The organism is Saccharopolyspora sp. NPDC000995 (genome assembly GCF_053599315.1).
In genome coordinates this window covers 1-20,783 of the sequence record NZ_JBSFLZ010000125.1, presented here as the reverse complement: position 1 = coordinate 20,783, position 20,783 = coordinate 1, and the positions used below count along the sequence as shown (strand labels likewise).

The 20,783-nt window shown below is 69.2% G+C and carries 20 protein-coding genes and 2 pseudogenes; 6 read left to right on the top strand and 16 right to left on the bottom strand.

All coding sequences use genetic code 11. The features are described from left to right. Positions 1–327 precede the first annotated feature (327 nt). Positions 328–1,335, bottom strand: coding sequence for a hypothetical protein (locus tag ACWDKQ_RS29445; protein WP_450142027.1), 1,008 nt, complete (start codon positions 1,333–1,335; stop codon positions 328–330). Between the two features lie 133 nt (positions 1,336–1,468). Between ACWDKQ_RS29445 and mce the strand changes: the two genes are divergently transcribed. Then, on the top strand, positions 1,469–1,915 hold the full coding sequence (mce, locus tag ACWDKQ_RS29440; protein WP_450142026.1) for a methylmalonyl-CoA epimerase: 447 nt from the start codon (positions 1,469–1,471) through the stop codon (positions 1,913–1,915). Between the two features lie 292 nt (positions 1,916–2,207). Here mce and ACWDKQ_RS29435 read toward each other — a convergent pair whose 3' ends face one another. From ACWDKQ_RS29435 to ACWDKQ_RS29425, 3 genes are all read right to left on the bottom strand, one after another. Further along, positions 2,208–4,526, bottom strand: a complete 2,319-nt coding sequence (locus ACWDKQ_RS29435) for a penicillin acylase family protein (protein ID WP_450142025.1) — start codon at positions 4,524–4,526, stop codon at positions 2,208–2,210. Between the two features lie 202 nt (positions 4,527–4,728). Continuing rightward, on the bottom strand, positions 4,729–5,391 hold the full coding sequence (locus ACWDKQ_RS29430) for a TetR/AcrR family transcriptional regulator (RefSeq protein ID WP_450142024.1): 663 nt from the start codon (positions 5,389–5,391) through the stop codon (positions 4,729–4,731). Positions 5,392–5,521: 130 nt separating this feature from the next. Then, positions 5,522–5,920, bottom strand: coding sequence for an SPW repeat protein (locus tag ACWDKQ_RS29425; RefSeq protein ID WP_010305372.1), 399 nt, complete (start codon positions 5,918–5,920; stop codon positions 5,522–5,524). 251 nt (positions 5,921–6,171) lie between these two features. On the opposite strand from ACWDKQ_RS29425, the gene ACWDKQ_RS29420 reads away from it, so the two are divergent. The 4 genes from ACWDKQ_RS29420 (at position 6,172) to ACWDKQ_RS29405 (ending at position 9,135) form a co-directional block, all read left to right on the top strand. Then, the gene (locus ACWDKQ_RS29420; RefSeq protein WP_450142023.1) at positions 6,172–7,923 is read left to right on the top strand and encodes a M protein; all 1,752 of its coding nucleotides are present in this window, start codon (positions 6,172–6,174) and stop codon (positions 7,921–7,923) included. 133 nt (positions 7,924–8,056) lie between these two features. Next, the gene (locus ACWDKQ_RS29415; RefSeq protein WP_450142022.1) at positions 8,057–8,503 is read left to right on the top strand and encodes a MerR family transcriptional regulator; all 447 of its coding nucleotides are present in this window, start codon (positions 8,057–8,059) and stop codon (positions 8,501–8,503) included. Next, positions 8,416–8,748 (top strand): hypothetical protein, encoded by a 333-nt coding sequence (locus ACWDKQ_RS29410; protein WP_450142030.1) that lies wholly within the window; start codon positions 8,416–8,418, stop codon positions 8,746–8,748. The genes ACWDKQ_RS29415 and ACWDKQ_RS29410 overlap by 88 nt, the downstream gene beginning before the upstream one ends. A gap of 219 nt (positions 8,749–8,967) precedes the next feature. Further along, a complete protein-coding gene (locus ACWDKQ_RS29405) occupies positions 8,968–9,135 on the top strand; it encodes a hypothetical protein (protein ID WP_450142021.1) in 168 nt (55 codons plus the stop codon). Positions 9,136–9,171: 36 nt separating this feature from the next. Here the strand turns inward: ACWDKQ_RS29405 and ACWDKQ_RS29400 are convergent, their stop codons facing one another. The 3 genes and pseudogenes from ACWDKQ_RS29400 to ACWDKQ_RS29390 all read right to left on the bottom strand — a co-directional run. Further along, positions 9,172–9,996 (bottom strand): alpha/beta fold hydrolase, encoded by an 825-nt coding sequence (locus tag ACWDKQ_RS29400; protein WP_450142029.1) that lies wholly within the window; start codon positions 9,994–9,996, stop codon positions 9,172–9,174. 705 nt (positions 9,997–10,701) lie between these two features. Next, a pseudogene (locus ACWDKQ_RS29395) lies at positions 10,702–11,551 on the bottom strand (MFS transporter); the annotation flags it as partial. 27 nt (positions 11,552–11,578) lie between these two features. Continuing rightward, a pseudogene (locus tag ACWDKQ_RS29390) lies at positions 11,579–12,131 on the bottom strand (SDR family oxidoreductase); the annotation flags it as partial. Positions 12,132–12,697: 566 nt separating this feature from the next. On the opposite strand from ACWDKQ_RS29390, the gene ACWDKQ_RS29385 reads away from it, so the two are divergent. Then, positions 12,698–12,979, top strand: a complete 282-nt coding sequence (locus tag ACWDKQ_RS29385) for a GNAT family N-acetyltransferase (RefSeq protein WP_450142020.1) — start codon at positions 12,698–12,700, stop codon at positions 12,977–12,979. A gap of 42 nt (positions 12,980–13,021) precedes the next feature. On the opposite strand, the gene ACWDKQ_RS29380 is transcribed toward ACWDKQ_RS29385, so the two are convergent. The 9 genes from ACWDKQ_RS29380 to ACWDKQ_RS29340 all read right to left on the bottom strand — a co-directional run bounded on the left by ACWDKQ_RS29380 (position 13,022) and on the right by ACWDKQ_RS29340 (position 20,761). Then, positions 13,022–13,771 (bottom strand): alpha/beta hydrolase, encoded by a 750-nt coding sequence (locus ACWDKQ_RS29380; RefSeq protein ID WP_450142019.1) that lies wholly within the window; start codon positions 13,769–13,771, stop codon positions 13,022–13,024. Between the two features lie 45 nt (positions 13,772–13,816). Further along, positions 13,817–14,131 carry a hypothetical protein gene (locus tag ACWDKQ_RS29375; protein WP_450142018.1) on the bottom strand — a complete coding sequence of 105 codons (315 nt, stop codon included), beginning with the start codon at positions 14,129–14,131 and terminating at the stop codon, positions 13,817–13,819. A gap of 22 nt (positions 14,132–14,153) precedes the next feature. After that, positions 14,154–15,137: a hypothetical protein gene (locus ACWDKQ_RS29370; RefSeq protein WP_450142017.1), complete on the bottom strand. Its 984-nt coding sequence runs from the start codon at positions 15,135–15,137 to the stop codon at positions 14,154–14,156. A gap of 206 nt (positions 15,138–15,343) precedes the next feature. Next, complete coding sequence (dhaM, locus tag ACWDKQ_RS29365) at positions 15,344–16,021, bottom strand: dihydroxyacetone kinase phosphoryl donor subunit DhaM (protein ID WP_450142016.1); 678 nt, start codon at positions 16,019–16,021, stop codon at positions 15,344–15,346. Continuing rightward, on the bottom strand, positions 16,018–16,656 hold the full coding sequence (dhaL, locus tag ACWDKQ_RS29360; protein WP_450142015.1) for a dihydroxyacetone kinase subunit DhaL: 639 nt from the start codon (positions 16,654–16,656) through the stop codon (positions 16,018–16,020). The genes dhaM and dhaL overlap by 4 nt, the downstream gene beginning before the upstream one ends. 13 nt (positions 16,657–16,669) lie before the next feature. Continuing rightward, positions 16,670–17,665 carry a dihydroxyacetone kinase subunit DhaK gene (gene dhaK / locus ACWDKQ_RS29355; protein ID WP_450142014.1) on the bottom strand — a complete coding sequence of 332 codons (996 nt, stop codon included), beginning with the start codon at positions 17,663–17,665 and terminating at the stop codon, positions 16,670–16,672. A gap of 159 nt (positions 17,666–17,824) precedes the next feature. Further along, positions 17,825–19,339, bottom strand: a complete 1,515-nt coding sequence (locus tag ACWDKQ_RS29350) for an aldehyde dehydrogenase family protein (RefSeq protein ID WP_450142013.1) — start codon at positions 19,337–19,339, stop codon at positions 17,825–17,827. 74 nt (positions 19,340–19,413) lie between these two features. Continuing rightward, positions 19,414–20,424, bottom strand: coding sequence for a DUF3558 family protein (locus tag ACWDKQ_RS29345; protein WP_450142012.1), 1,011 nt, complete (start codon positions 20,422–20,424; stop codon positions 19,414–19,416). Between the two features lie 85 nt (positions 20,425–20,509). After that, positions 20,510–20,761, bottom strand: coding sequence for a hypothetical protein (locus tag ACWDKQ_RS29340; RefSeq protein WP_450142028.1), 252 nt, complete (start codon positions 20,759–20,761; stop codon positions 20,510–20,512). Positions 20,762–20,783: the final 22 nt, after the last annotated feature.

The window sequence follows — 20,783 nt, the reverse complement described above, 5'->3', positions numbered from 1 at the left end:
TGATCGCAACCCCACCCAGCTGCGCACCCGAGAAGTCCTTTAGCGAGCCGAGCAACCGCCCCATCGGAGTCCGCGCCCCCGCCACGATCACAGAATTGCCCACCACTGCCTCCCGGTGCGTCTTCGTCGACTACCACGTCATCGATGCGTCGCAGCACCATCATGGGCCCGCGGGCATGCCCGGACCATACCTGCGGTGACACCCGGTGCCGCCTGTGACGACCGCCATACGCGGCCCCGTCCGACAGGAAGGTTCCCTTCCTCGCGCCCGCCCGCCGACCGGCGACAGGAAGGTTCCCTTGCCTTCTCCCGCACCGCTGCGGTTGGTCAGCAGTTGCCGGTGTCGGTGGTGGTGTCGCAAAGGCTGGATTCCTCAGCCCAGGACAGCTTGGTGCGGGCGTTGGCGCCGAGCTCCCGGGAGGCCGACACGTCGGTGTCCGCGCCGGATTCGGCCTTCAGCCAGTACCGCACCTCGTACTTCTTGCCGCCTTTGGCGTAGGTGAAGACGTAGAAGGGCTCCGGGACCGGGGCGGGCCCGAAGTCGGGCGAGGTCCAGGCGTCTTCGCCCTGCGCCTTGCTCGGATCGACGTGCAGGCAGTCGTATTGGGTGCCCTCGTAGGTGCAGGTGTGCGGCTGCGCCCCGCCGTACCTGTTGACGCTGTCGTCCTTGGTCACGCCGTCGGCTTCCAACCGCTGGTAGATCGACTCGCAGGCGCCGGCGCCGCAGGCGTGCCAATCCTTCCAAGCGGCGGCGCGGGCGCTCGCGGCGGGCGATCCGCCGTTGATCGCGGCGCAGTACTTCTTGACCACGTACGGTGCCATCTTCTTCGCGGCACCGACCGAATCGATTGCGGTTGCGGCGGTTCCGTCGGCGCCGAGCCCGGCTGAGTCGAGCTGCCAGATGCCGACGCCGGGGTTGAAGAACAGGCCCTTCGCGCGCTGTTCCGGGTCGGCGAGGGAGGTTTGGTCGTCGTAGCGGGACAGGGTCATCGGCGACGGGGCTTCGCCGGATCCGGCCACTTCGGGCCAGGTCGTGGACAGCGTCAGGTTGGTAGCTGCCTGTGCGCTGATAGTGCAGTCCGCCGCTCCGGCTGCGGTCGCTGCGGCGGAACTCACCGCTTCGTACGTTTCGGCGCCGAACACCAGCGGCCCGGGCGCCACCCACGCCCGGTCTCGGCGCAGCTGGTCAGCCCTGGGGTTGTCGCCGCCTCCGCCGCTGTTCACGCCGTCGCCACCGGCGGCCAGCGCGGCGGGAACGCCGAGTCCGATGGTGAATCCGAGCGATGCCGCCAGGATCGTGATCTTGCGGCCCGGTCCACGTTGCCCGCTGACCATGTTCGCTCCTCTCGCGTAAATCAGCCACATACCGGTGCGTGGCAAGGTCACCCGACTCCGCTCCTTGGGGCAATTCGATCTCCCGGATTTGCCGGTATTCACTGGAACTGCGGCCGCGAGTTAGGCTGCCGCCATGCGAGCTGAATTGAGCAGTCTGGTCACGGCGGTGGACCACGTGGGCATCGCGGTAGCCGACCTGGACGCGGCCATCGCCTTCCAACGCGACACCTTCGGCCTGGAGGTCACCCACTCCGAGGTCAACGAGGAGCAGGGCGTTCACGAGGCGATGCTGCGCGCGCCCGGCGACACCACGGGTGCCACGCAGATCCAGCTACTCGCGCCGCTGCGTGAGGATTCGGCGATCGCGAAGTTCCTGGACCGCAACGGCCCCGGTCTGCAGCAACTCGCCTATCGGGTGACCGACATCGAGGCGGCCTCGGACGCAATCCGCGCCAAGGGGTTGCGGCTGCTCTACGAAGAACCGCGCCGAGGCACGGCGAACAGCCGCATCAACTTCGTGCACCCCAAGGATGCCAGCGGCGTCCTCGTCGAACTGGTCGAGGCCGCCGAAGTCCACTGAGGATGCCGTCAGGGCCGTGAGCGTTCTGGAGTTCCGAGTAGCCACGCTAAGTTAGGGTTTCCCCCTGTGGAGCGGCGCAGCCGCTTAGCGCTGGCTAAGCAACTTGCACCGACACGGCTCTCTCCGAGACCTCCTCGCGAGGACAGGTCCGACACGACGCAATTCGACATACGTGCGTCGGGGATCCCGGTGCCGAGAAGCCCTCTGAGGTTCCGCTACCAGCGCCGCCACGCAAGACGAGCCCGGAAACGGGCCTTATAACAAACCAAAAAGACTCACGGCTTATTTCATGTCACGCTGGGAGCAGCAACATGCGACGTTCGGCGATCTTCTCGACGGCCGCCCGGCTGTAGGCGAGCGGGAAGTACTTTCCGGTGCGCCAGGATTCGGTCAGATCCCGGTAATGCGGGTCATCCGAGTCGCCGGACTGGCCGGGGGTGTTGACCGCGATCGACGAGTCCCAGTTCCCCACGTCGAGGATCATCCGGAACGACGGGCCGGTGGTCTGCAGGAAGTCCTTGGTCCGGTAAGACGACTGGTTCACGGTGTCCGGCGAGCCGCCGCGTGGCAGCGGGCCGACGTTGAACCGGGCGGGATCGGACTCGTCGAACGCCCCCGACGCCGGGTGCCCGAAGAAGCTGTGGTGCAGCTCGCCCCACCTCCAGTTTCCGTCGCCGCGCCCCAGCAGTTCCTGCACCTCGGCGTAGGCGGAGCGCAGCGTGTCCAGCAGCAGCCGGTCGCGGGCCGCTGCGTCGGGAAGCCACCTGCCGGGCTTGTCCAACTCGCCCAGCAGCACCAACGTGTCGGCGTCCTCGATCACCTCGGCCGCCTTCGGCACTGCGGCGCGCACGAACCCCGGTCCGAGGTGCTTTGACAGCCACACCTCGAACAGCGCTGCGGCGTTCGAATCGGCGGCCTCCACGGCGTCCCACCCTCGCAGCAGGCGCAGCGCGCGGCGAAGATCGGACTCGCCGCTGTCCAGATTGGACAGCAGCGCGATCAGCACCCGGGCCGGGATGGACAGCTGGTCGTTTTGCAGCGCCGCGGAATCGGCCACGCTGTGCTTTTTCTGCCGCGATAGGACTTCGACGATCCGGTGGTGCCGGAACGGGTTGGTCCACTCGAACCCGAGGCCCTTGTCCTGGTACTCCGGCGGCAGGTTGAACTGGTTCGCGGTGGCGATGAACCCGGCGGCCGGGTTGAGCTGGCGCGGCAGGTCGTCACCGGAGTAGAAGCCGTTCCACTCGTAGCGGCCGTCGCCGGGCACCGGCAGCAGGCCGTCGTAGCCGACGCGCTTGGGCGCCAGGCCGCCCGGCACCCAACCGATGTTGCCCTTCACGTCGGCGTAGACCTGGTTCTCCGTGGGCGCACCCCAGTCGCGCATCGACTTGGTGAACTCGTCGAAGTTGCGGGCCCGCAGGTAGGAAACGCTGCCGAAGTACGGCGACATGCCGGGTTCCAGCCACCCCGTCCGCACCGCGTACGCCAGGTTCCGCTGCTCGTCCACGCGGATCACCGGCCCGTGCCTGGTGAAGGCCAGTTCGACGGTGCGCTCAGCCTCATCGCGCACGGCCACCTTCTCGCGCAGGGTCGTCATCGACTCCCACCCGTCGCGGTACCGGTAACGGGTGCGGTCGGCCGGGTCGAGCTGGTAGACATACAGGTCTTCCTGGTCCATCGGGAATATGGTGAGCCCGAACGCGATCGTCCCGTTGTGCCCGATGGAGATCCCCGGCAGCGCCGGCTCGCCCGCGCCGATGACGTCCAGGCCGGGGGCCGACAGGTGCGCGATGTAGCGCAGAGAGGGGGCTGAGTAGGCCCGGTGCGGGTCGTTGGCCAGGATGGGGCGTCCGGTGGCGGTCCGCTGCCCGCCGATCACCCAGTTGTTGCTGCCTTCGGTGGTCGCGTCGCGGAGCGCTCTGGTGATCGCGCCGTTGGTGAACTCGACCTCCTGGGTGGCCAGCTCGAAGACCTCGAGCACGTCCCCGGGCATCGCGCACGGGTCGAAGCCATCGGGCACGGTCGTCCGCCGATCGGGCTGCAGGCCCTGCCGGACTAGGTCGGCGTCCACCCCGGCAGTGCAGGCCACCTTGGCGCGCTTGACCTCGCTGGTCAGGTTTCGGGTGAGGCCGTGGCTGCGGATGCGCACCACGTCCTCCGGTTCCCACCGGGCGGGCACGTAGCCGAGGATGCCGAACTCGGGCGGCAGCTTCTCCGGGTGCTCGTCCAGCCAGTCCAGGTAGGCGTTGATCCCGGCGGTGAACTGCGTCGCAATGCGCTGCGCGTCCTTGGCGTAGCGCGCCCATTCCACGTCCATGTCGCCCCGGTAGAGGAACAACCTGGTGGCGCGGTCCTGCTCGACGTAGTCGGGTCCGAGCACCTCGGCGAGCTGCCCCAGGCCGCGGCGGCGCCACAGGTCGATCTGGAACAGTCGCTCCCGCGCGGCGTTGAAGCCCTGGGCGAGGAAGACGTCGTCCTCGCTGGTCGCGTAGAGGTGCGGGACGCCGTAGCGGTCCTCAATCAACTCCACCGGGGCTCGCAGCCCCCGCACTCGGTAGTGCGGGTCACCGGCGGCCGAGCCGCTGGTAGTCGCATCTGCCGCCGTCGCCATCACACCACCTCCGGCGATACCAGCAGCCGTCGCGACGAGCCCTTGCCGTCTGGAAAACCGAACCTGCCCAACACCCTCCACCACAACCTCCCGCATCGACCGACTGCAGGAGTTCTAGCGCGGGCAACGATCTTTCACAAGCGTGAAAGAACTTCAGGATTAGTTCAGTGGCGCCGCGAAAAACGAGCGCTGAGGCGGAAAATCAGGCGGGCTTGACCTTCCGCGGCCTACCGGCGCCCAACTCCAGCGCCCTCGCGATGAAGCTGATCTCACGGTCCAGCTCGTCGTCGTGCGCACCGTGCCGGGCCACCGAGTGCCGGTGGTTGATCACCCTGGCCAGCAGGACGGCGGCGGCGTCGATGTCGCAGCTGACCGGCCCCGCCGGCAGCGCCAGCTCGATCACCCGGCGGATCAGCTCCACCACCGTCCGGAACCGCCGCTGCAGCGCCTGCCGCACCGCGATGTGCGTGTCCGCCTCCCGCCACAGCAGGTGGCTGAGCAGCAACGACGACTCCAGCCGAGCGTCCAGCTCGCCAACCAGCCGGCGCAGGCTGCCCGCGACATCGCCGCGGACCGCCACACGATCGGATTCCACCAGGTCCTCGGGCAGCCGCTCCACCAGCACCGTCAGCAGGTCCTGCTTGCGACGGAAGTAGTAGTGGATCAGTCCTTTGGGGACCTCGGCCCGCTCGGCGATCCGGGAGGTGGGCGTGGCGTCGAAGCCGTGCTCGGCGAACAGCTCGCCAGCCGCGGCCAGGATGCGCTCCCGCGCGGACGCGCCGTGATCGCCCTGCGCCGCCTCGACGAGCTCGTCCGAAGTGGACGGCCGCTTGCGGGCGCCGCGATCACCCGGTGTCTGCGCCATGGATCCGACCTCCAACTTCCGGCCGGCTTCCACCGGGCGAGTTGACCAAAAGAAACGCGCGGCCCGGACGTTACCGCCGGACCGCGCTTGTGTCGCACTCGTGAGTGGTCGTGGTCGTTCGAGCGACCACCTAGTGCTGGCCGGCCACCCCGCGGTTTGCGGCGTTGGCCTCGGGCAGTGCGGCGGCACCGGCGATGACGGCCAGGACTCCGACGATCCAAGAAGTCCACGAGGCTCCCGTGAACATGCTGTAGCCGAGGACCCATGGCGAGATGAACAGCAGCACACCCAACAGCATGTGGCTATATTCGCTGGTCATCGACCCCGGCACGGCGAGCGACCACACGCTCGCGATCAGCAGCAGCGCGCCCAGCACGATCATCGCGGACATCGCCGACCCGTTCGTCGACGTCCACATCGTCGCGAGGATCAGGTAGGCGCCCAGCACCACTCCGGCCCAGTCCTGCCAGCGGATCCACGGTTTGACAGTCGAACCGCTCGACCTATCGGCCACGTCGATCACCTCCACTGCACCCGAAATTGCACCTCCATGGTCACTCTTGGTTGGCCAGCCGGTCAAGAGGCCGCTTCCCGCGATTTCGCCCTGTTCGCCTCTCCCGCCGACGGACTGGGATCCGTCCCCACGGGTGACCGTCGACACACCGCGGCGAAACCTCGTTCGGGCTGCTCGTCGGAGGGTTCCGCGCCGGGCGAGGAAAATCCGGCGGATAGGTGCCACACCTCCCACAACAACGCTGTCTTCCAGGTAACTTGGTTGCCATGGGCCTTGCCGACGACCGCGACTTGCTGCCACTGGGATCGGGATTCGACCTCGCTCGCAAGAACGGCTATGACCGCGCCCAGGTCGATGAGCACCTCGAGCGACTCGACGCCGACATCCGCATCCTCTCCGCGGATCGCGACGCCGCGGTCTCCCAGGCAGGGGATCTGTCGAAGCAGCTCGAATCGGCTCGGTCCGAGATCGAGAACCTGCGCGGCCAGGTCGAACGGCTCGCCAAGCCGCCGACCACGCTGGAAGGCCTCAGCGAGCGGCTGCAGCGGATGCTGCGGCTCGCCCAGGACGAGGCGAACGACATCCGGGGCCGCGCCGAGAACGACGCGGCCCAGATCCGCGCGCGCTCCGAGTCCGAGGCGACCAACCTCCGCAACCGCTACGAGCGGTTGATCTCCGAGGTCGACAGCCGGCGCAGCGAGATGGAGACCGAACACCGCTCGCTGATGGTCAAGGCCAAGGCCGAAGCAGGGCGGATCACCCGCGAGGCCGAGGAGAACCGCAAGCGCGGCGACCAGGAGTCCGAGGCCCGCCGGACCCAGGTCGAAGAGGACTTCGAGATCGCGATGGCCGCGCGCCGCAGCGAGTCCATGCGGACCCTCGCCGAGCAGGAGGCCACCAGCAAGGCCGAAGCCGAGCGCCGCGTCCGGGAAGCGACCGAAGAGGCCAACCGCCGCCTGCGAGAAGGCACCAACGAGGCGCACCGCCGGGTCCGCGAAGCCACCGACCAGGCGAACCGCCTGGTCGCCGATGCCACCACGAAGGCAGAGCAGCTCACCCGCGAATCCACCGAGGCAGCCCAGAAGCGCGAGCGGGAAAGCACGGAAGCGGCCCAGAAACTCACCCGCGAATCCACCGAGGCAGCCCAGAAGCGCGAGCGGGAAAGCATCGAGGCCTCGCAGAAGCGCGAACGCGAGAGCACCAAGGCCGCGGAGAAGCGGATCCGGGAGAGCGAGGCGGAAGCCGAGCGGCTAGTCCGCGAAGCGACGGAGAAGTCCGAGCGGATGGTCCGCGAAGCGACGGAGAAGTCCGAGCGGATGGTCCGCGAAGCGACGGAGAAGTCCGAGCGGATGGTCCGCGAGTGCACCGAAGAGGCGACTCGCCTCATTGACGAAGCAACCCGCGAGAGCAAGCGCCTAGTCGCGGCGGCCCGCGAGGACTCGCAGCGCCGTCTCCGCGCGACCACCGAGGAAGTCCAGCGCCGCCTCGCCAAGGCCGACAAGCAGGTCCACTCCCTGACGGAACTGCGCGAATCGGTGGCGAAGAAGCTCCGCGACGCCGCCGAGATGCTCGGCCAGACGACGCCCCTCCTGGAACGCCTCGCTCAGGAGGACTCCGAAGAGGACAAACTTCAGGCAGCGGCGGCGGAAGCCCGCGAACAAGCCCGCAAGGACGCCGAATCCGCCCTCACCCGAGACTCCTCCGACGACTCGGCGAAGCCGGGCAACGCAGCGAAGCCAGGCGAGGCGACGAAGTCGCCGCAGGCCGCAGCCGCCAAGCAGGGTGAGCCGCAGCCCGCGAAGCAGGCGAAGCCGAAGGGGCAGGGCGGCAAGCCGTCGGGCGGCGGCGAAGCCGTCGACGACGGGCCGACGGAGCAGATCCACCGGGACACGGCCCGCGGCCATGGCTCGCACGACGAGCCGACGCGCCGCATCCAGCTGCCGGTGCCGGACGGCAAGGGCCCACAGCGCTCTCACAGCGCCACCCGCATCGACGCCACCAACCAGCAGCGCCGCTGACCGCAGCTTCTGGCGAACCGCCAAGACCTTCGCGAACTAATGGCCCGCTCGCCCTTGATCACTGGACGTACCGGCGCTGGCCCGCGGCGCAGACTTGCACCTGACACGGTGTCAGGTCTTAAACCGGGGTGTCATGTTCAGCATTGGAGATTTTGCCAGGCACGGACGGGTGTCGGTCCGGAAGTTGCGCCAACACGACGCCACCGGACTGCTCCGGCCCGCCCAAGTCAACCGGTCGACCGGGCACCGGGCCGACGCGATCGGCCAGTTGACCCGGCTCAACCGGGTCATCGCGCTGAAGGAACTGGGTTTCAGCCTTCAGCAGGTGCAGCAGATCCTCAACGCGGACCTCACCGCCGAGCAGCTGCGCGGCATGCTCCGGTTGCGGCAAGCCGAGCTCGAAAAGAAGATCGTGGCCGACACCGCCCGATTGGCGCATGTCCAGGCGCGGCTCCGGGTGATCGAGACGGAGGGCATCATGTCCAGGACGAAGTGGCGATCAAGGCGATCCCGGCGGTGCGGGTGGCCGAGCTGTCCGGCACCGCGAAGACGATGGATCCGCAGTCGATCAGTTCGGTGATTCGCGGCCTCTACGATGAGCTGTGCGCGGCGCTGGAGCGTGCCGGGGTGACGCCGGTCGGCCCCGCCACCGCGTACTACGAGGACGGCGCGGACAACGAGAGCGTGATCGTGCACGCCGGGCTGCCGGTCAACGTCGAGCCGGACCCCGCCTTCGACTTCGCGGTGGTAGACCTGCCAGCGGCGGAGAAGGCGGCGACGATCGTGCACCGGGGTTCGATGGACGACTGCGTGCCCGCGTACTAGGCGCTGGCCCGCCGGATCGAGGACAGCGGACATCGGACTCTGGGCACGAAACCGACCCGGCAGGGATGGTGACCGAGATCCAGGAGCCCATCGTCACTGACTGACGTTCTTCCTGGTCAATACCGGTGTTCGGCATCGCCGGGGACCTTTCGCGTCACTACGGGCAAGGACGGTTGTGGCCGTTTTCGCGGCCTGCACCAACGGAAAGGACCAAGGTCAGTGGCGGACCAGGAGTTCCCAACCGGTGATGACGACAGGCGGCGGTCCGGCGCGTACTTCGTGCTGCCCAGCGAAACGGCCGAGCAGCTCAAGCGATCCGAAGCGGACGCCAAGAAATCGCCTGATCGCAGCGTCGGGCGGGATGCCCGACCACCGGGCAAGAACTAGCGGCCGCGATGCGGGGCCCGGCTGCGCCTGCATCGCTCAGCCAAGCCGGGAAAGCCAGGGGCGGACGGCTTCGGCGAATGCGTCCGGCGACTCGATCGACGGCAGGTGCCCAGCACCGGGTAGCGTCACGAGCTCGCCTCCGGACAGCGCGCCCGCGAGTTCGCCCGCGCTATCCGGCGGCGTCAGGCTGTCCTCCTCACCGACGACCACCAGCGCCGGGCCGGTATAGGACCGGAGGGTTTCAACACTGTCTGGGCGTCCCGCCATCGCCCGCTGCGCCCAGGCGACACCATCCGCGGGCTGGGCATCGACCAGGTCTCGGACGCTGGCGACGACCTCTGGCCGTCGTTCGCGCGTCGTGCTTCCCAGCAGGTTCGGCAGGGTGCTATCTGCGAGCCAGCCACCGGTGCCCTCGCGTTCCGCTCGATCCGCGAGCTTCATGCGGTTGGCGCGCTGCTCGTCGTTGTCGGCGACGGCCTTGGTGTCGACGAGCAGCAGGCCCGTGACCCGCTGCGGCGCGGCCCGCAGCACTGCCATCGCGACGTAGCCGCCCATCGAGCATCCGCCCAGGACGACCTGCGGGAGCTCCAGCCGGTCTAGTAGGGCCAGGATGTCGGCGGCCGCGAGGTCGAGGCTCGGGTGCTCGGCCGTGCGGCGGTTCTTCCCCGGCTCCGCCAGGCTCCGCGCCGGCGAACCGTCCAGCGCGCTCTCGCCGAGCCCCCGCTGGTCCGGGGTGATCACCCGCAACTGGTCGTCCAAGAGGCCCCGGACCGGATTCCACATCCGCGCGTCCAGTGGGAACGCGTGCAGCAGCACCAGCGGCGTTCCGGCTCCCGATTCGATGTAGTGCACGGGCCCCATCCTGCCGGACCACTTCGGCGAAGGCGCCGCAACAGGCCGGGCCGCCGGATGCAGCATGGGAACCTTCCTGTCACTGCCCGCCGCCGGGCTCCCTTAGGTGGCTGCTAGAGGCCCAGGACCGAGCGCCGTCGCCGAGTGCAACCAGCGCGTCAGCGAGCTGACCGCCGCGGCGAAGGCCGCCACCTGGCGTGCACTACGACAGACCGTCGTCGCGGACGCTCGCGGCCGGACTTTCCAACGGCGGCTAGCTGGTGCGCTGGCAGCTGGAACCGGCCATGGCTCTACGACGGCGGGATCGACTGGGAAGGACCACTTTGGACGCAGCGGGACAACCTGCTGACCTTCCTGCCGGCAGCACTGCGCGCCTACCCTGCCGGGGACCAATCGGCGATCCTGGCGGCAGGTTTTCGCGCCGGGCTCGCAGCTCCTTGGGACTATTCACCACCTCGTCTACTGAGACCTGACGCAGCGGATCTACCATGAGGAGGTCGATCCGGGCTACGACGGCGACACCGGCTGGCCGGCATCCCGTTCTGCGCCAGCGGGACCGAGGGCTACGACGCGGACTACGACTACGCCGAACGGCCCGCCGAGGTGCATCGTGCGGTCAAGCGGATCGCGCTCACCGGCCGGATCGGCAAGCCGCTGACCACCCTGCACGTGACTCAACACGCTGCTGCCGATCAGCCGGGATTCCGACGTCACCGAACCGATCAGCACCGCGTTCAACCCGGCCGACTTCGGCAGCCCCAGCGGACCGGTGACGTAGACCAGGATGAACGCGGTGAGCACGTATTACGACACGTTCTCGGCCATCCGCGAACCGATGGTGACCAGCACCTGACGCCAGCGCGACCGGAACACCTCGACCACCGGGACGTCCTGCTTTCCTCGCGCTGCTCGGCTTTGGCCTGCGCGGCCAGAAAAACCGGCGACTCGCTGACCGCGAGCCCTATCCACAGGCCGATCACCACCAGCGCGCCGGAGAGCAGGAACGGAATCCGCCAGCCCCAAGCCAGAAACGCCTCGTCGGACTGCGTCGCGGCGAGCACCGCGGTGGCCAGCAGGTTCCCACCAGGTGCCCCGCCCTGCGGCCAGAACGCCCACAGGCCGCGGCGCCGGTCGTCGCCGTGCTCGGACACGATCAGCACCGCACCACCCCACTCACCTCCCAGCGCGAAGCCCTGGACCAGCCGCAACAGCTGAGCAGCAGCGGCGCGGCCACGCCCACCGCGGCGTAGGTGGGCAGCAACCCCATCGCGCAGGTGGAACCGCCCATCAGCAGCAGGCTGAGCACCAGCAGTTTCTTCCGCCCGATCCGGTCGCCGAAGTGCCCGAACACCAGCCCCCCAACGGCCGGGCGAGGAACCCGGTGGCGTAGGTGGTGAACGCCTGCAGGGTGCCGGTCAGCGGATCCTCTTGGGGGGAAGAACAGGTGGTTGAAAACCAGCGCGACGGCCGAACCGAAACGGAAGAAGTCGTACCACTCGATGGTTGTGCCTATCAGGCTGGCGCCGACGACCCGCGCGATCGAGCCCTTCTGGTTGCTGGCCAAGAAACACTCCTTTGTGTCTGGGCCGGATCAGGCGGCGGCCCAACCGCCGTCCATCGGTACGGAAGCGCCGGTTAGGTGTGCCGCGTGGTCCCCGCAGAGCCAGCGCACGAGCTCGGCGACCCGATCGGGATCGATCAGCCGCTTGAACGCGGCGCGCTGCAGCAGAATCCGCTCGACGACCTCTGACTCGTCGAGCCCGTGCGCGGCGGCCTGCCCGGTGATCTGATCGCGCACCAACGGCGTGTCGACGTAGCCAGGATTAACGCAGTTGCTGGTCACGCCGTGCTCAGCGCCCTCCAGGGCGACCACTTTGGACAGTCCTTCGAGCGCATGCTTCGCGGCGACACCGGCTTTGAACTGGCTGGCCCGCAGGCCGTGAACGCTGGAGACGTGCACGGTCCGCCCCCAACCCCGGGAGTACATGTGCGGCAGCACCTTGCGGGCCAGCAGGAACAAGGCGGTCACCATCACCTGCCGCATGCGGACGAAGGTCTCCGGCGGGAACTCGGGCAGCACGGCAACGTGCTGGAAACCCGCGTTTGACCAGGACGTCGACCTCGACCGGAAGCACGTAGGCGACGTCGCTCCTGGTCAGCTGCAGCACCCATCACGCGATCTCCTCGGGCTGCCCTCTCGTCCAGGGTTGCTGCGGCATACCCGACGACAGGACGTCGGCGTCCTCGGCGGCGAACGCTCACCCGGTCACCTGACAGATGCCGGTGTTGCCGCTGGTGATCACAGCCTTGCTGCCGTTGTCGTTCATGCCGACCGACGCTAGGGCATTGACACCAGAGTCAAGGTCAAGCCGACGCGAGCAAGGGAACCTTCCTGCCACCCCGCTCCGGAAAGCCGGAAAATCGGGTGCTCGGTCATCGAGCGGACGGCTAGCGTGGGGCGGGTGCTCCAACCGGAAGAGATCCGGCCCCGTCGGCTGGTTCTCCGCCGCATCCGGGCCCGCCGATACCGATGCCTTCGCCGCGGTGCACTCCGCGCACCTGAGGCCTACCCGTACGACTCCCGGTTCCGGCAAACTCGGGAACAGGCCCACGAACTCCTCGAATGGTTCCGCCGGCATTAAGTGGACGACGGCATCGGCTACTGGACGATCCGGCTCGCGAAGTCCGGGGAAGTTAGCGGGTTCGGCGAGTGCGGCACGGCGTTGAGGAAGGCGAGCCGGTGGCGGACCGCGCCTACCGATTCTGGCCGAGCGCGTGGGGCAACGGCTACGCGCCGGAAACGGCCGAGGCGGCCGTGCGGCGGGCGAGCCGGCACCGCCCCGATCGGCCCGTGCTGATCGTGACGGATGCGGACAACACGCCCTCGGTGCGGGTCACCGAGAAGGTCGGGTTCGTGCGCCACCTGGAGCGGCTCAGCGACGGCCATCCGGAGCTGGTGTTCCGGCTACCGGCTCAGCACCTGAGCCCATGACGTGCGCAAGGGAACCTTCCTGTCACCCGTCGACCGCGGCGGTCAGGAGTCGATGATGGTGACCTGGCGGGTTTCCGACGGACCGTCCCAGGTGCGCGGCAGCGGCGTCGGCACGTCCGGCGCCACGACCCGCACGATCGCGTCCAGCGCGGCCTCGGCCTTGCCGACCCACAGGTGTTTGGTGTCCGGGAAGCCGATTACCTCGGCGTGCGGGATCGCCGCGAACCGTCGGCGCGCCTCCTCCGGGCGCAGGTAGTCGTCGAACTCCGGGATCAGCGCGTGCACCGGCTTGCCCGATTCGGCCCAGGCCGCCAAGTGTTCCTCGGTGCTCCAGCGCAGCGGCGGGGAGATCAGCACCGCGCCCTTGACCAGCGGGTCCAGGCCGTGCACCAGCGTCAGGTCGGTGCCGAATGACCAGCCGACCAGCCACACGTTCGGCAGGTCGTGGAACTCGGCGAACTCCAGCGCCGCGGCCACGTCGAACCGCTCGCTGTTGCCGCCGTCGAAGCTGCCCTCGCTGCGCCCCGCCTCGCTGACTGTGCCGCGCGTGTTGAACCGCAGTACTGCGAGGTCGGCGAGCGCCGGTAACCGGAACGCCGCCTTGCGGTAGATGTGCGAATCCATCATGCCGCCGTGGGTGGGCAGCGGGTGCAGGCAGATCAGCGTCGCCCGCGGCGGCCGGGACTCCGGCAGGGCCAGCTCACCGATCAGCTTCAGCCCGTCGGCCGTGTGCAGTGTGATCTGTTCGCGGTGGCCCGGCAGCATCGTGTTGGCGCGGATCTCGGTGCTCATCGCCCCGATCCTGCCACGAACAAGTGGCAGATATGGTGTGACGTGCTACGACCAGCGCCGCGTCGGCCCGCGCCGACCGCGCGCGTTCCAGCACCCGTTGTGCCAGTGGCGCCGTTCCGCGACACCGCCCTGCTCCGCTTCCGGCCAGGCCACCACGTGCGCGATGCCGGGTTCGATCTCGTGGTCGCAGCCCGGGCACCGATAGACCTTCGTGGCCTGCGCGGCCGGCACGGTGCGCACCATCCAGTCACCGTCAGGCCCGTGTTCGACACGGGACATGCCGAACGCGGTGCCCATCGCACGGTGGCTTGTGTCCTGGGTCAGGCCCTTGGGGCGCTGCGGTCGGTTACGTCGAGGCACGTCCGCAACGGTAACGGCCCGGCTACGGCGCGGATGTCGGCAGGTGCGGCCAGGCCTGCCCGGCCATGCCGCGGGCGTACTCGCACGCATCGATGCCGGTCATACCCGGAACGGCCACGACCAGCATCGCCACCTCGACACCACCTGCGGCGGGGTCGCCGAACGGGAGGTGCCCGGTTTCCGCGGAACACAGCGGAACCTGTGGATCATCGCCTACGATGCTGAGCACGGTGCGACGGTCCGCGATCGATTCCTCGACGGCGGCGCCGTGCAGGACTTTCGGCGGATCACCGGCGCTGTGCAGTAGCTGGACCCGCGGCGAATCGGCCTCCTGCGCACCCCACATGCACTGGTGCCGGGCCGGGCTCGGCTGCGGTTGCGCCTTTTCCAGCCCGGGAATCTGCTGCACGACAGCGGAATCCAGCAGCGTGCACGGATCCACCATGGCGAGCGAGTTCGCCGCGAACGCCCGGTGCCCAACCTGGTGCTGTTCGAGCGCGTCGACCGCAGCGTCGGCCCCGGCCTGGGCGATCGCGCAGAGCCCGGAGGCCGGGTCGCCGACCAGCAGATCGGCGCTGACCTGCATAGCGATGTTGTCGGCGAAAAGGATCTGCCGGGTGCAGTGCCCGGGCAGCGGCGCGTCCTGCACGATCCGCAGCGGCCCGCGCTGGACGACCGGGCTGCCCTGCCGGTTCGGGACGGTGCCGACGAGTTCCCCGATAGCGAGCTGAATCAGCGAGCCGTCGTTCGGCTTCACGTGCAGCAGGCAGTAGTCCAGCGACACCGTTGCTGCGTTCTCGGTCTGCCCCAACCCCTGCAGCGCGGCCGGATCGGCCAGCGTGCAGGGGTCCACTGTGCGCAGATCGCCGAGTTCAGCTCGGGCCGTGCCCGCATCGCTTTGCTGGCTGCCGGACTGGCTGGGCGGTGGGGTCTCCGGCGTGCACCCCGCCACCAGCAGCGCAAGGAGGAGCAGCAGCGGCATGCCTCGGTGGCGGAGAAGCGACATCAACTCACCCTAACCGCGCCCGCGCCCCAACAGCCAGCGACACCGCTGCCGACGCGAGCAAGGGAACCTTCCTGTCATCCGAGACGCCGGTGGCTCGTCGCGAGCAAGGGAACCTTTCTTTCATCCAACGCCCGAGCCGAAGCGAAAAAAGGGAACCTCCCCGCCGGTGCGCGGCAGGAAGGTTCCTTGCTCCGTCCGGGAGCCGGCTACTCGTCGAAGTTGCGGTTGGCGAGGTCGAGGATGCGCTCGATCGCTTGGCGCGCATCCGGTCCGTTGGCGTGCAGGACGATCTGGTCGCCCTTGCGAGCGCCCAGGCCCATGACTCCAAGCACGCTGGAAGCGTCGGCTTCCTTGTCGCCCAACGAGATCGTGACGTTCGCCTGCAACCCGGTCAGGCCCCGGGCCAGCAGCGCCGCCGGGCGGGCGTGCAGGCCGACTTCGTTGGCCAGCTCCAGTTCCTGGCGGACTTCCTCCTCCGCCGTCGGCGCGCCCGGTTCGGCGAGCTCGCCGCCTTCGGCTGCCGCCTCGGCGGCTCGTGCGACTCCCCGCATGTCGCCGCCGCCTTGCGCCGCGACGGCCGCGGCGACCGCGCCCTCCACCAGCGGCGCGTCAACGACGAGCGCGGTGCTCGGACCTCCCAGCGATTCCACGGCGAGTTCGGCGAGCATCTGCGCGCTGCCCAGGTCGTAGAGCACGACGGCACCGGCACCGGTGTTGGCGTCCGAGAGGGCGGCGGACACCTGCTCGAAGTCCGTGCCGATGTTGCCGTCCGGCAGTCCGCCGGCGGGCATTACCCGCACGTCGGGCGCCATCTGCCGGGCGAGTTCGACGACACCTTCGGCGAGGCGGGCGCTGTGCGAGACGATGACCAGTCCGACGTTCATGAGCGGGACCTCGTGGTTTCGGCGAATGCGGACAGCAGCAGCGCAGTCGAGCGCGCGCCTGGGTCGATGTGCCCGGCACTGCGCTCTCCGAGGTATGACGCGCGTCCCTTGCGGGCCACCAGCGGTTCGGTCGCCTGGGCTCCCTGGTGTGCGGCTTCGGCGGCGACGGCCAGCACTTTCGCCGCGCTCTCGCCGGATTCCGCGGCGCTCTTGGCAGCTTCCACCGCCGGCGAGAGGGCGTCGACCATCGTCTTGTCGCCGACGGCCGCCCGGCCCCGGGCGACGACGCCTTCCATCCCGGCCTGCAGCGCCTTGGCGATCGCCGTGCCGTCAAGCTCCTCGGCTGCGCCGACCGCAGCCGCCGCGCGCAGGAACGCCGTGCCGTACAGCGGTCCGGACGCGCCGCCGACGGTGGAGATCAGCACGGTGGCGGCCAGCTTCAGCACGGCGCCCGGCGTCTCCGGCGCCACCGTGTCCACTTTGGACACAATAGAGCGGAAGCCGCGGTCCATGTTCTCCCCGTGGTCGGCGTCGCCGATCACCCGGTCCAGCTGGATCAGCTCGTCGCGGTGCTCGGCGACGGTGGCCGCGCCCGCGCGCAGCGCGACGACCACATCGTGTGCAGTGCAACCCATCCCGCGTTCTCCCTCACCAGTGCAGCGCGGCGGTGTGCACCGGCGCGTCCCAGAGCTCGGTCAGCTCGTCGTCCAGCTTCAGCAGCGTCAGGCTCATGCCCTGCATCTCCAGGCTGGTGATGTACGACCCGACCAGGCGGTGCCGGACGTGGATGCCGCGCTCGGCCAGCAACCGCTCGGCGATTCCGTGCGCCAGGTAGAGCTCCAACAGCGGGGTACCGCCCATCGAGTTGGTGAACAGGAGAACGTCGTCCCCGGAAGCGAACGGCAGGTCCTCGACGATCGGGTCCAGCAGCCGCCGGACGATGTCGTCCGCCGAGGCCAGCGGCACCCGAGCCCGGCCTGGCTCGCCGTGGATGCCGATGCCGATCTCCATCTCGTCCGCGGCGAGGTCGAAGCTCGGTTGGCCGACGTGCGGCACGGTCGGCGCGTTCACCGCCATGCCCATCGAGCGCACCTGCGACACGACCCGATTGGCCAGCTCTTCGCACCTGTCCAGGTCCGTGCCGCGCTCGGCGGCAGCGCCGACGATCTTCTCCACCAGGATCGTGCCGCCCACACCGCGCCGACCCGCGGTGTGCGTGGAGTCCTTCACGGCCACGTCGTCGTCGACGATCACGCTGCGGACCTCGACGCCGTCCATCCCGGCCAGCTCGGCGGCGGTCTCGAAGTTGAGCACGTCACCGGTGTAGTTCTTCACGACCAGCAGCACGCCCGCGCCGCCGTTGGTCTCGTCGATCGCCGCCTGCACCGCATCCGGGGTGGGTGAGGTGAAAACCGGGCCCGGCACCGCCGCCGAAAGCATCCCCGGCCCGACGAACCCGCCGTGCAGCGGCTCGTGCCCGGAGCCGCCGCCGGAAACCACCGCGACCTTGCCGGACACTGGGGCGTCCGCGCGCACGATCACCGCGGGATCGGTGCGGACGCGGAGCAGGTCCGGATGCGCGGCGGCCATCCCGCGCAGCGACTCGGCGACCACGTCCGCCGGATCGTTGATGATCTTCTTCACCCGCTGGCCTCCTTGTCTGCCGCACCGACGCCGGGCGCCGATCGACTAGCCGTCAACTCCGCACCCAACGCCCGGTCGCGGGGTGCGAGAGCAAGGGAACCTTCCTGTCAGCCACAGCGCAAGCCCAGGCGAAACGCCGAGTCGATCAGGCGGAGTGGATCAGCGCCCGCGTACCAGCCGCATCAGCCGCACCACGCGCCGGACGGTGCCCTTGGACCGGCCGAAGCTCATCGGGTTCAGCGGGAGCCGGTACCGGAGCCGGGTCACCGACTGCGGCCGGGCGAACTCGCGCAACCCGTCCGCGCCGTGGACCCGACCGAACCCGGAGTCGCCGACCCCGCCGAACGGCAGCGACGCCACACCGGCGAAGGCGATCACAGAGTTCACCGCGACCATCCCGGTGCGCAGCTGCCGCGCCAGCTCCACGCCCCGGGCTCGCGAGAACACCGACGCACCCAGGCCGTAGCGGGAGTTGTTGGCACAGGCCACGCCCTCGTCGGCGTCGCGAACCCGCTGCACCACGATGGTCGGCCCGAAGGTCTCCTCGGTGACCGCGGTGGAGTCCTCCGGCACGTCGGTGAGCACCACGGGCTCGACGAACGGGGGACGCACCGAATGCTCGCCACCCACCACGGCCCGGCCTCCGCGCTGCAGCGCGTCGTCGATGTGGCCGCGGATGATGTCGACTTGGGAGGGCATCGTGATCGGGCCGAAGTTGGCACCCGGCTCGCCGCCCGGACGCAGCTTCCCGGCCCGCTCGGCGATCATCTCCAGGAGACGGTCCGCGACGGCGTCGACGACGTAGACCCGCTCCACGCCGATGCAGGCCTGCCCGGCGTTGGACATCGCGCCCCACACGGCCGCATCGGCGGCAGCGGCCAGGTCGGCGTCCGCGTCGACGATCAAGGCGTCCTTGCCGCCGCACTCCATCAGCACCGGGACCAGGTTCTCCGCGCAGGACGTCATCACCCGCTTCCCGGTGGCGGTCGAACCCGTGAAGGCAACCTTGTTCACCCCGGAGGCGCAGAGCGCCGCGCCGGTCTCGCCAAACCCGGTGACCAGCTGGAAGACCGGGTGCTCGGGCACCGCCTCGGCGAAGCTGTCCACCAACCACTGGCCGACGCCGGGCGTGAGCTCGCTGGGCTTGAACACCACGGCGTTGCCCGCAGCCAGCGCGTAGGCGATCGAGCCCATCGGCGTGAACGCCGGGTAGTTCCACGGGCCGATCACGCCGATCACGCCGTACGGCAGGTATTCGACGGTCGCGGTCTGGTTCGCCATCAGGACGCCGGAGGAGACCTTCCGGCGGCGCAACACCTTCTCGGCGTGGCCCGCCGCCCAGTGCAGGTGGTCGATCACCAGGACCAGTTCCAGCCTGGCGTCGTCGAGCGGCTTGCCGGTCTCCGCGCAGATGACGGCCGCCAACTCGTCGACGCGTTTGGAGAGCAACTTCCGCCACGCGTCGAGCCGCTGCTTGCGCCCGGCGAAGCCGAGCTCAGCCCACCCCGGCTCGGCCTCGCGCGCCGCAGCCACCCGCGCACCAACCTCCGCCGCGTCGTGGATCGGGTGACGCCCCACCATCTCACCGGTGCGGGGGTCGATCGATTCGAACGTCGGTGACTCTTCGGTCGTCCCGTTGGGCATCTCGACGCTGCCACGGGCGGTCTGGGTCATCGCCTGCCTCCCCACCTTTACGTCGGTCGTTGTCATCGTGCAGCCTACGAAATTTTGGTGTCGGACCGGGACCGTCATGCGGTCGGCAGTTTGGCCCGCACCCGTTTCGCCAGATTGGTCGCATTCGCGCAGGGGTTCATCGAGGTCCGGCCCATGTTCATGATCTCTATCTGCACGAACTCGCTCTCGCCCGCCGCGTTGGCGTTCTTGCGGTGCTCCCACTCGACCGCGCAGGTCGGCGGATCGGAGCTGCCGGGCACCACGAAGCCCGGCACGCCGGTGAGGTCCACCGGCGGCAGCGTGCTGCTCTTCAAGGCACCCACCCCGAAGTTGATGGTCACCATCACGGAGTTTTCCGCCGACCATTCGCAGGAGTAGAGCCCTTCCCCACCGGCCGAATTCGCCGGGCTGCCCATCGTCGCCTCGCGGATCGCGGCCGGGTCGAGGATCTCGCACGGGTCGAACCCGGCCAACCCACCCGACGTGCGGGGGCTAACCGGCGGTTTCGTCCGCACGACGTCGACGACGTCGGTCAGGATCTGCACGGCGGGCGAGCAAACGTCCGCCTGCTCGCTGCTCAGCTGGATCTCCAGACCGCGCGGCTCGGCGAACTGCTCGGCGTCGGCGCCGGCGTACGCCACGGACGCGAAGCAGGAGCCCGAACCGTTGTCGTTGATGGCGGCGGGGAGCCCGCCGATGCGGTGCGCCCCGACGTCGGACACCTTCTCATCGAAGTAGAGGGTGACATTGAACGATTTGCCGTTGCGGTCCTTCATGTAGTTCGAGCAGGTCCCGAGGCCGTCCGGGGTGAATTCCGGGGTTGGTGCGCCGAACCTGCCGAGGTCGATCGCCTGCAACGTCGCGCACACGTCCACCCCGCGCAGCCGGTCCGGCGCGAAGGCCTGGTCCAGCAGCCCGGGCTTGTTCAGCTCGAACTTCGACACCTCGACGGTCCGCCGGGCCGAGGTCGACTTGCCGTCCGCGGCGCAGCCCGCCGCTGCGAGCGTGGTGAGCGCGGTGAGCAGCGCGGCGATCAAGGTCACTGGTCGGGGCACGGCGATCACACTATCTAGCTGATCGGCCATCGTGGACGGGAACCTGCGGATCCGCCGGAACGCGGACGGCGCCTGCACCCGGGTATGCGGACGCCATCACGGCGGGTGTTCGCGCCTATTCCTCGAACGCCCCGGCCTCGTCGGGCACGACGATGGGGCGCAGTCGCGCCCAGGCCACGAACACCACCGCGAAAACGATCATTCCGATGCCGGTCCAGAGGTTGATGTTCACCCCGGCGGACTTGTCGATCTCGGCATGCGGCTGCACAACGCCCACGATGGTGAGCACGACGCCGTAGATGCCGAACAGCAGCGCGATTATCGTCCGGATGTCGAAGGCGCCAGCGGTGCCCGAGCTTTTCGCCATGTCAGTTCCTCGTGTCAGTTCC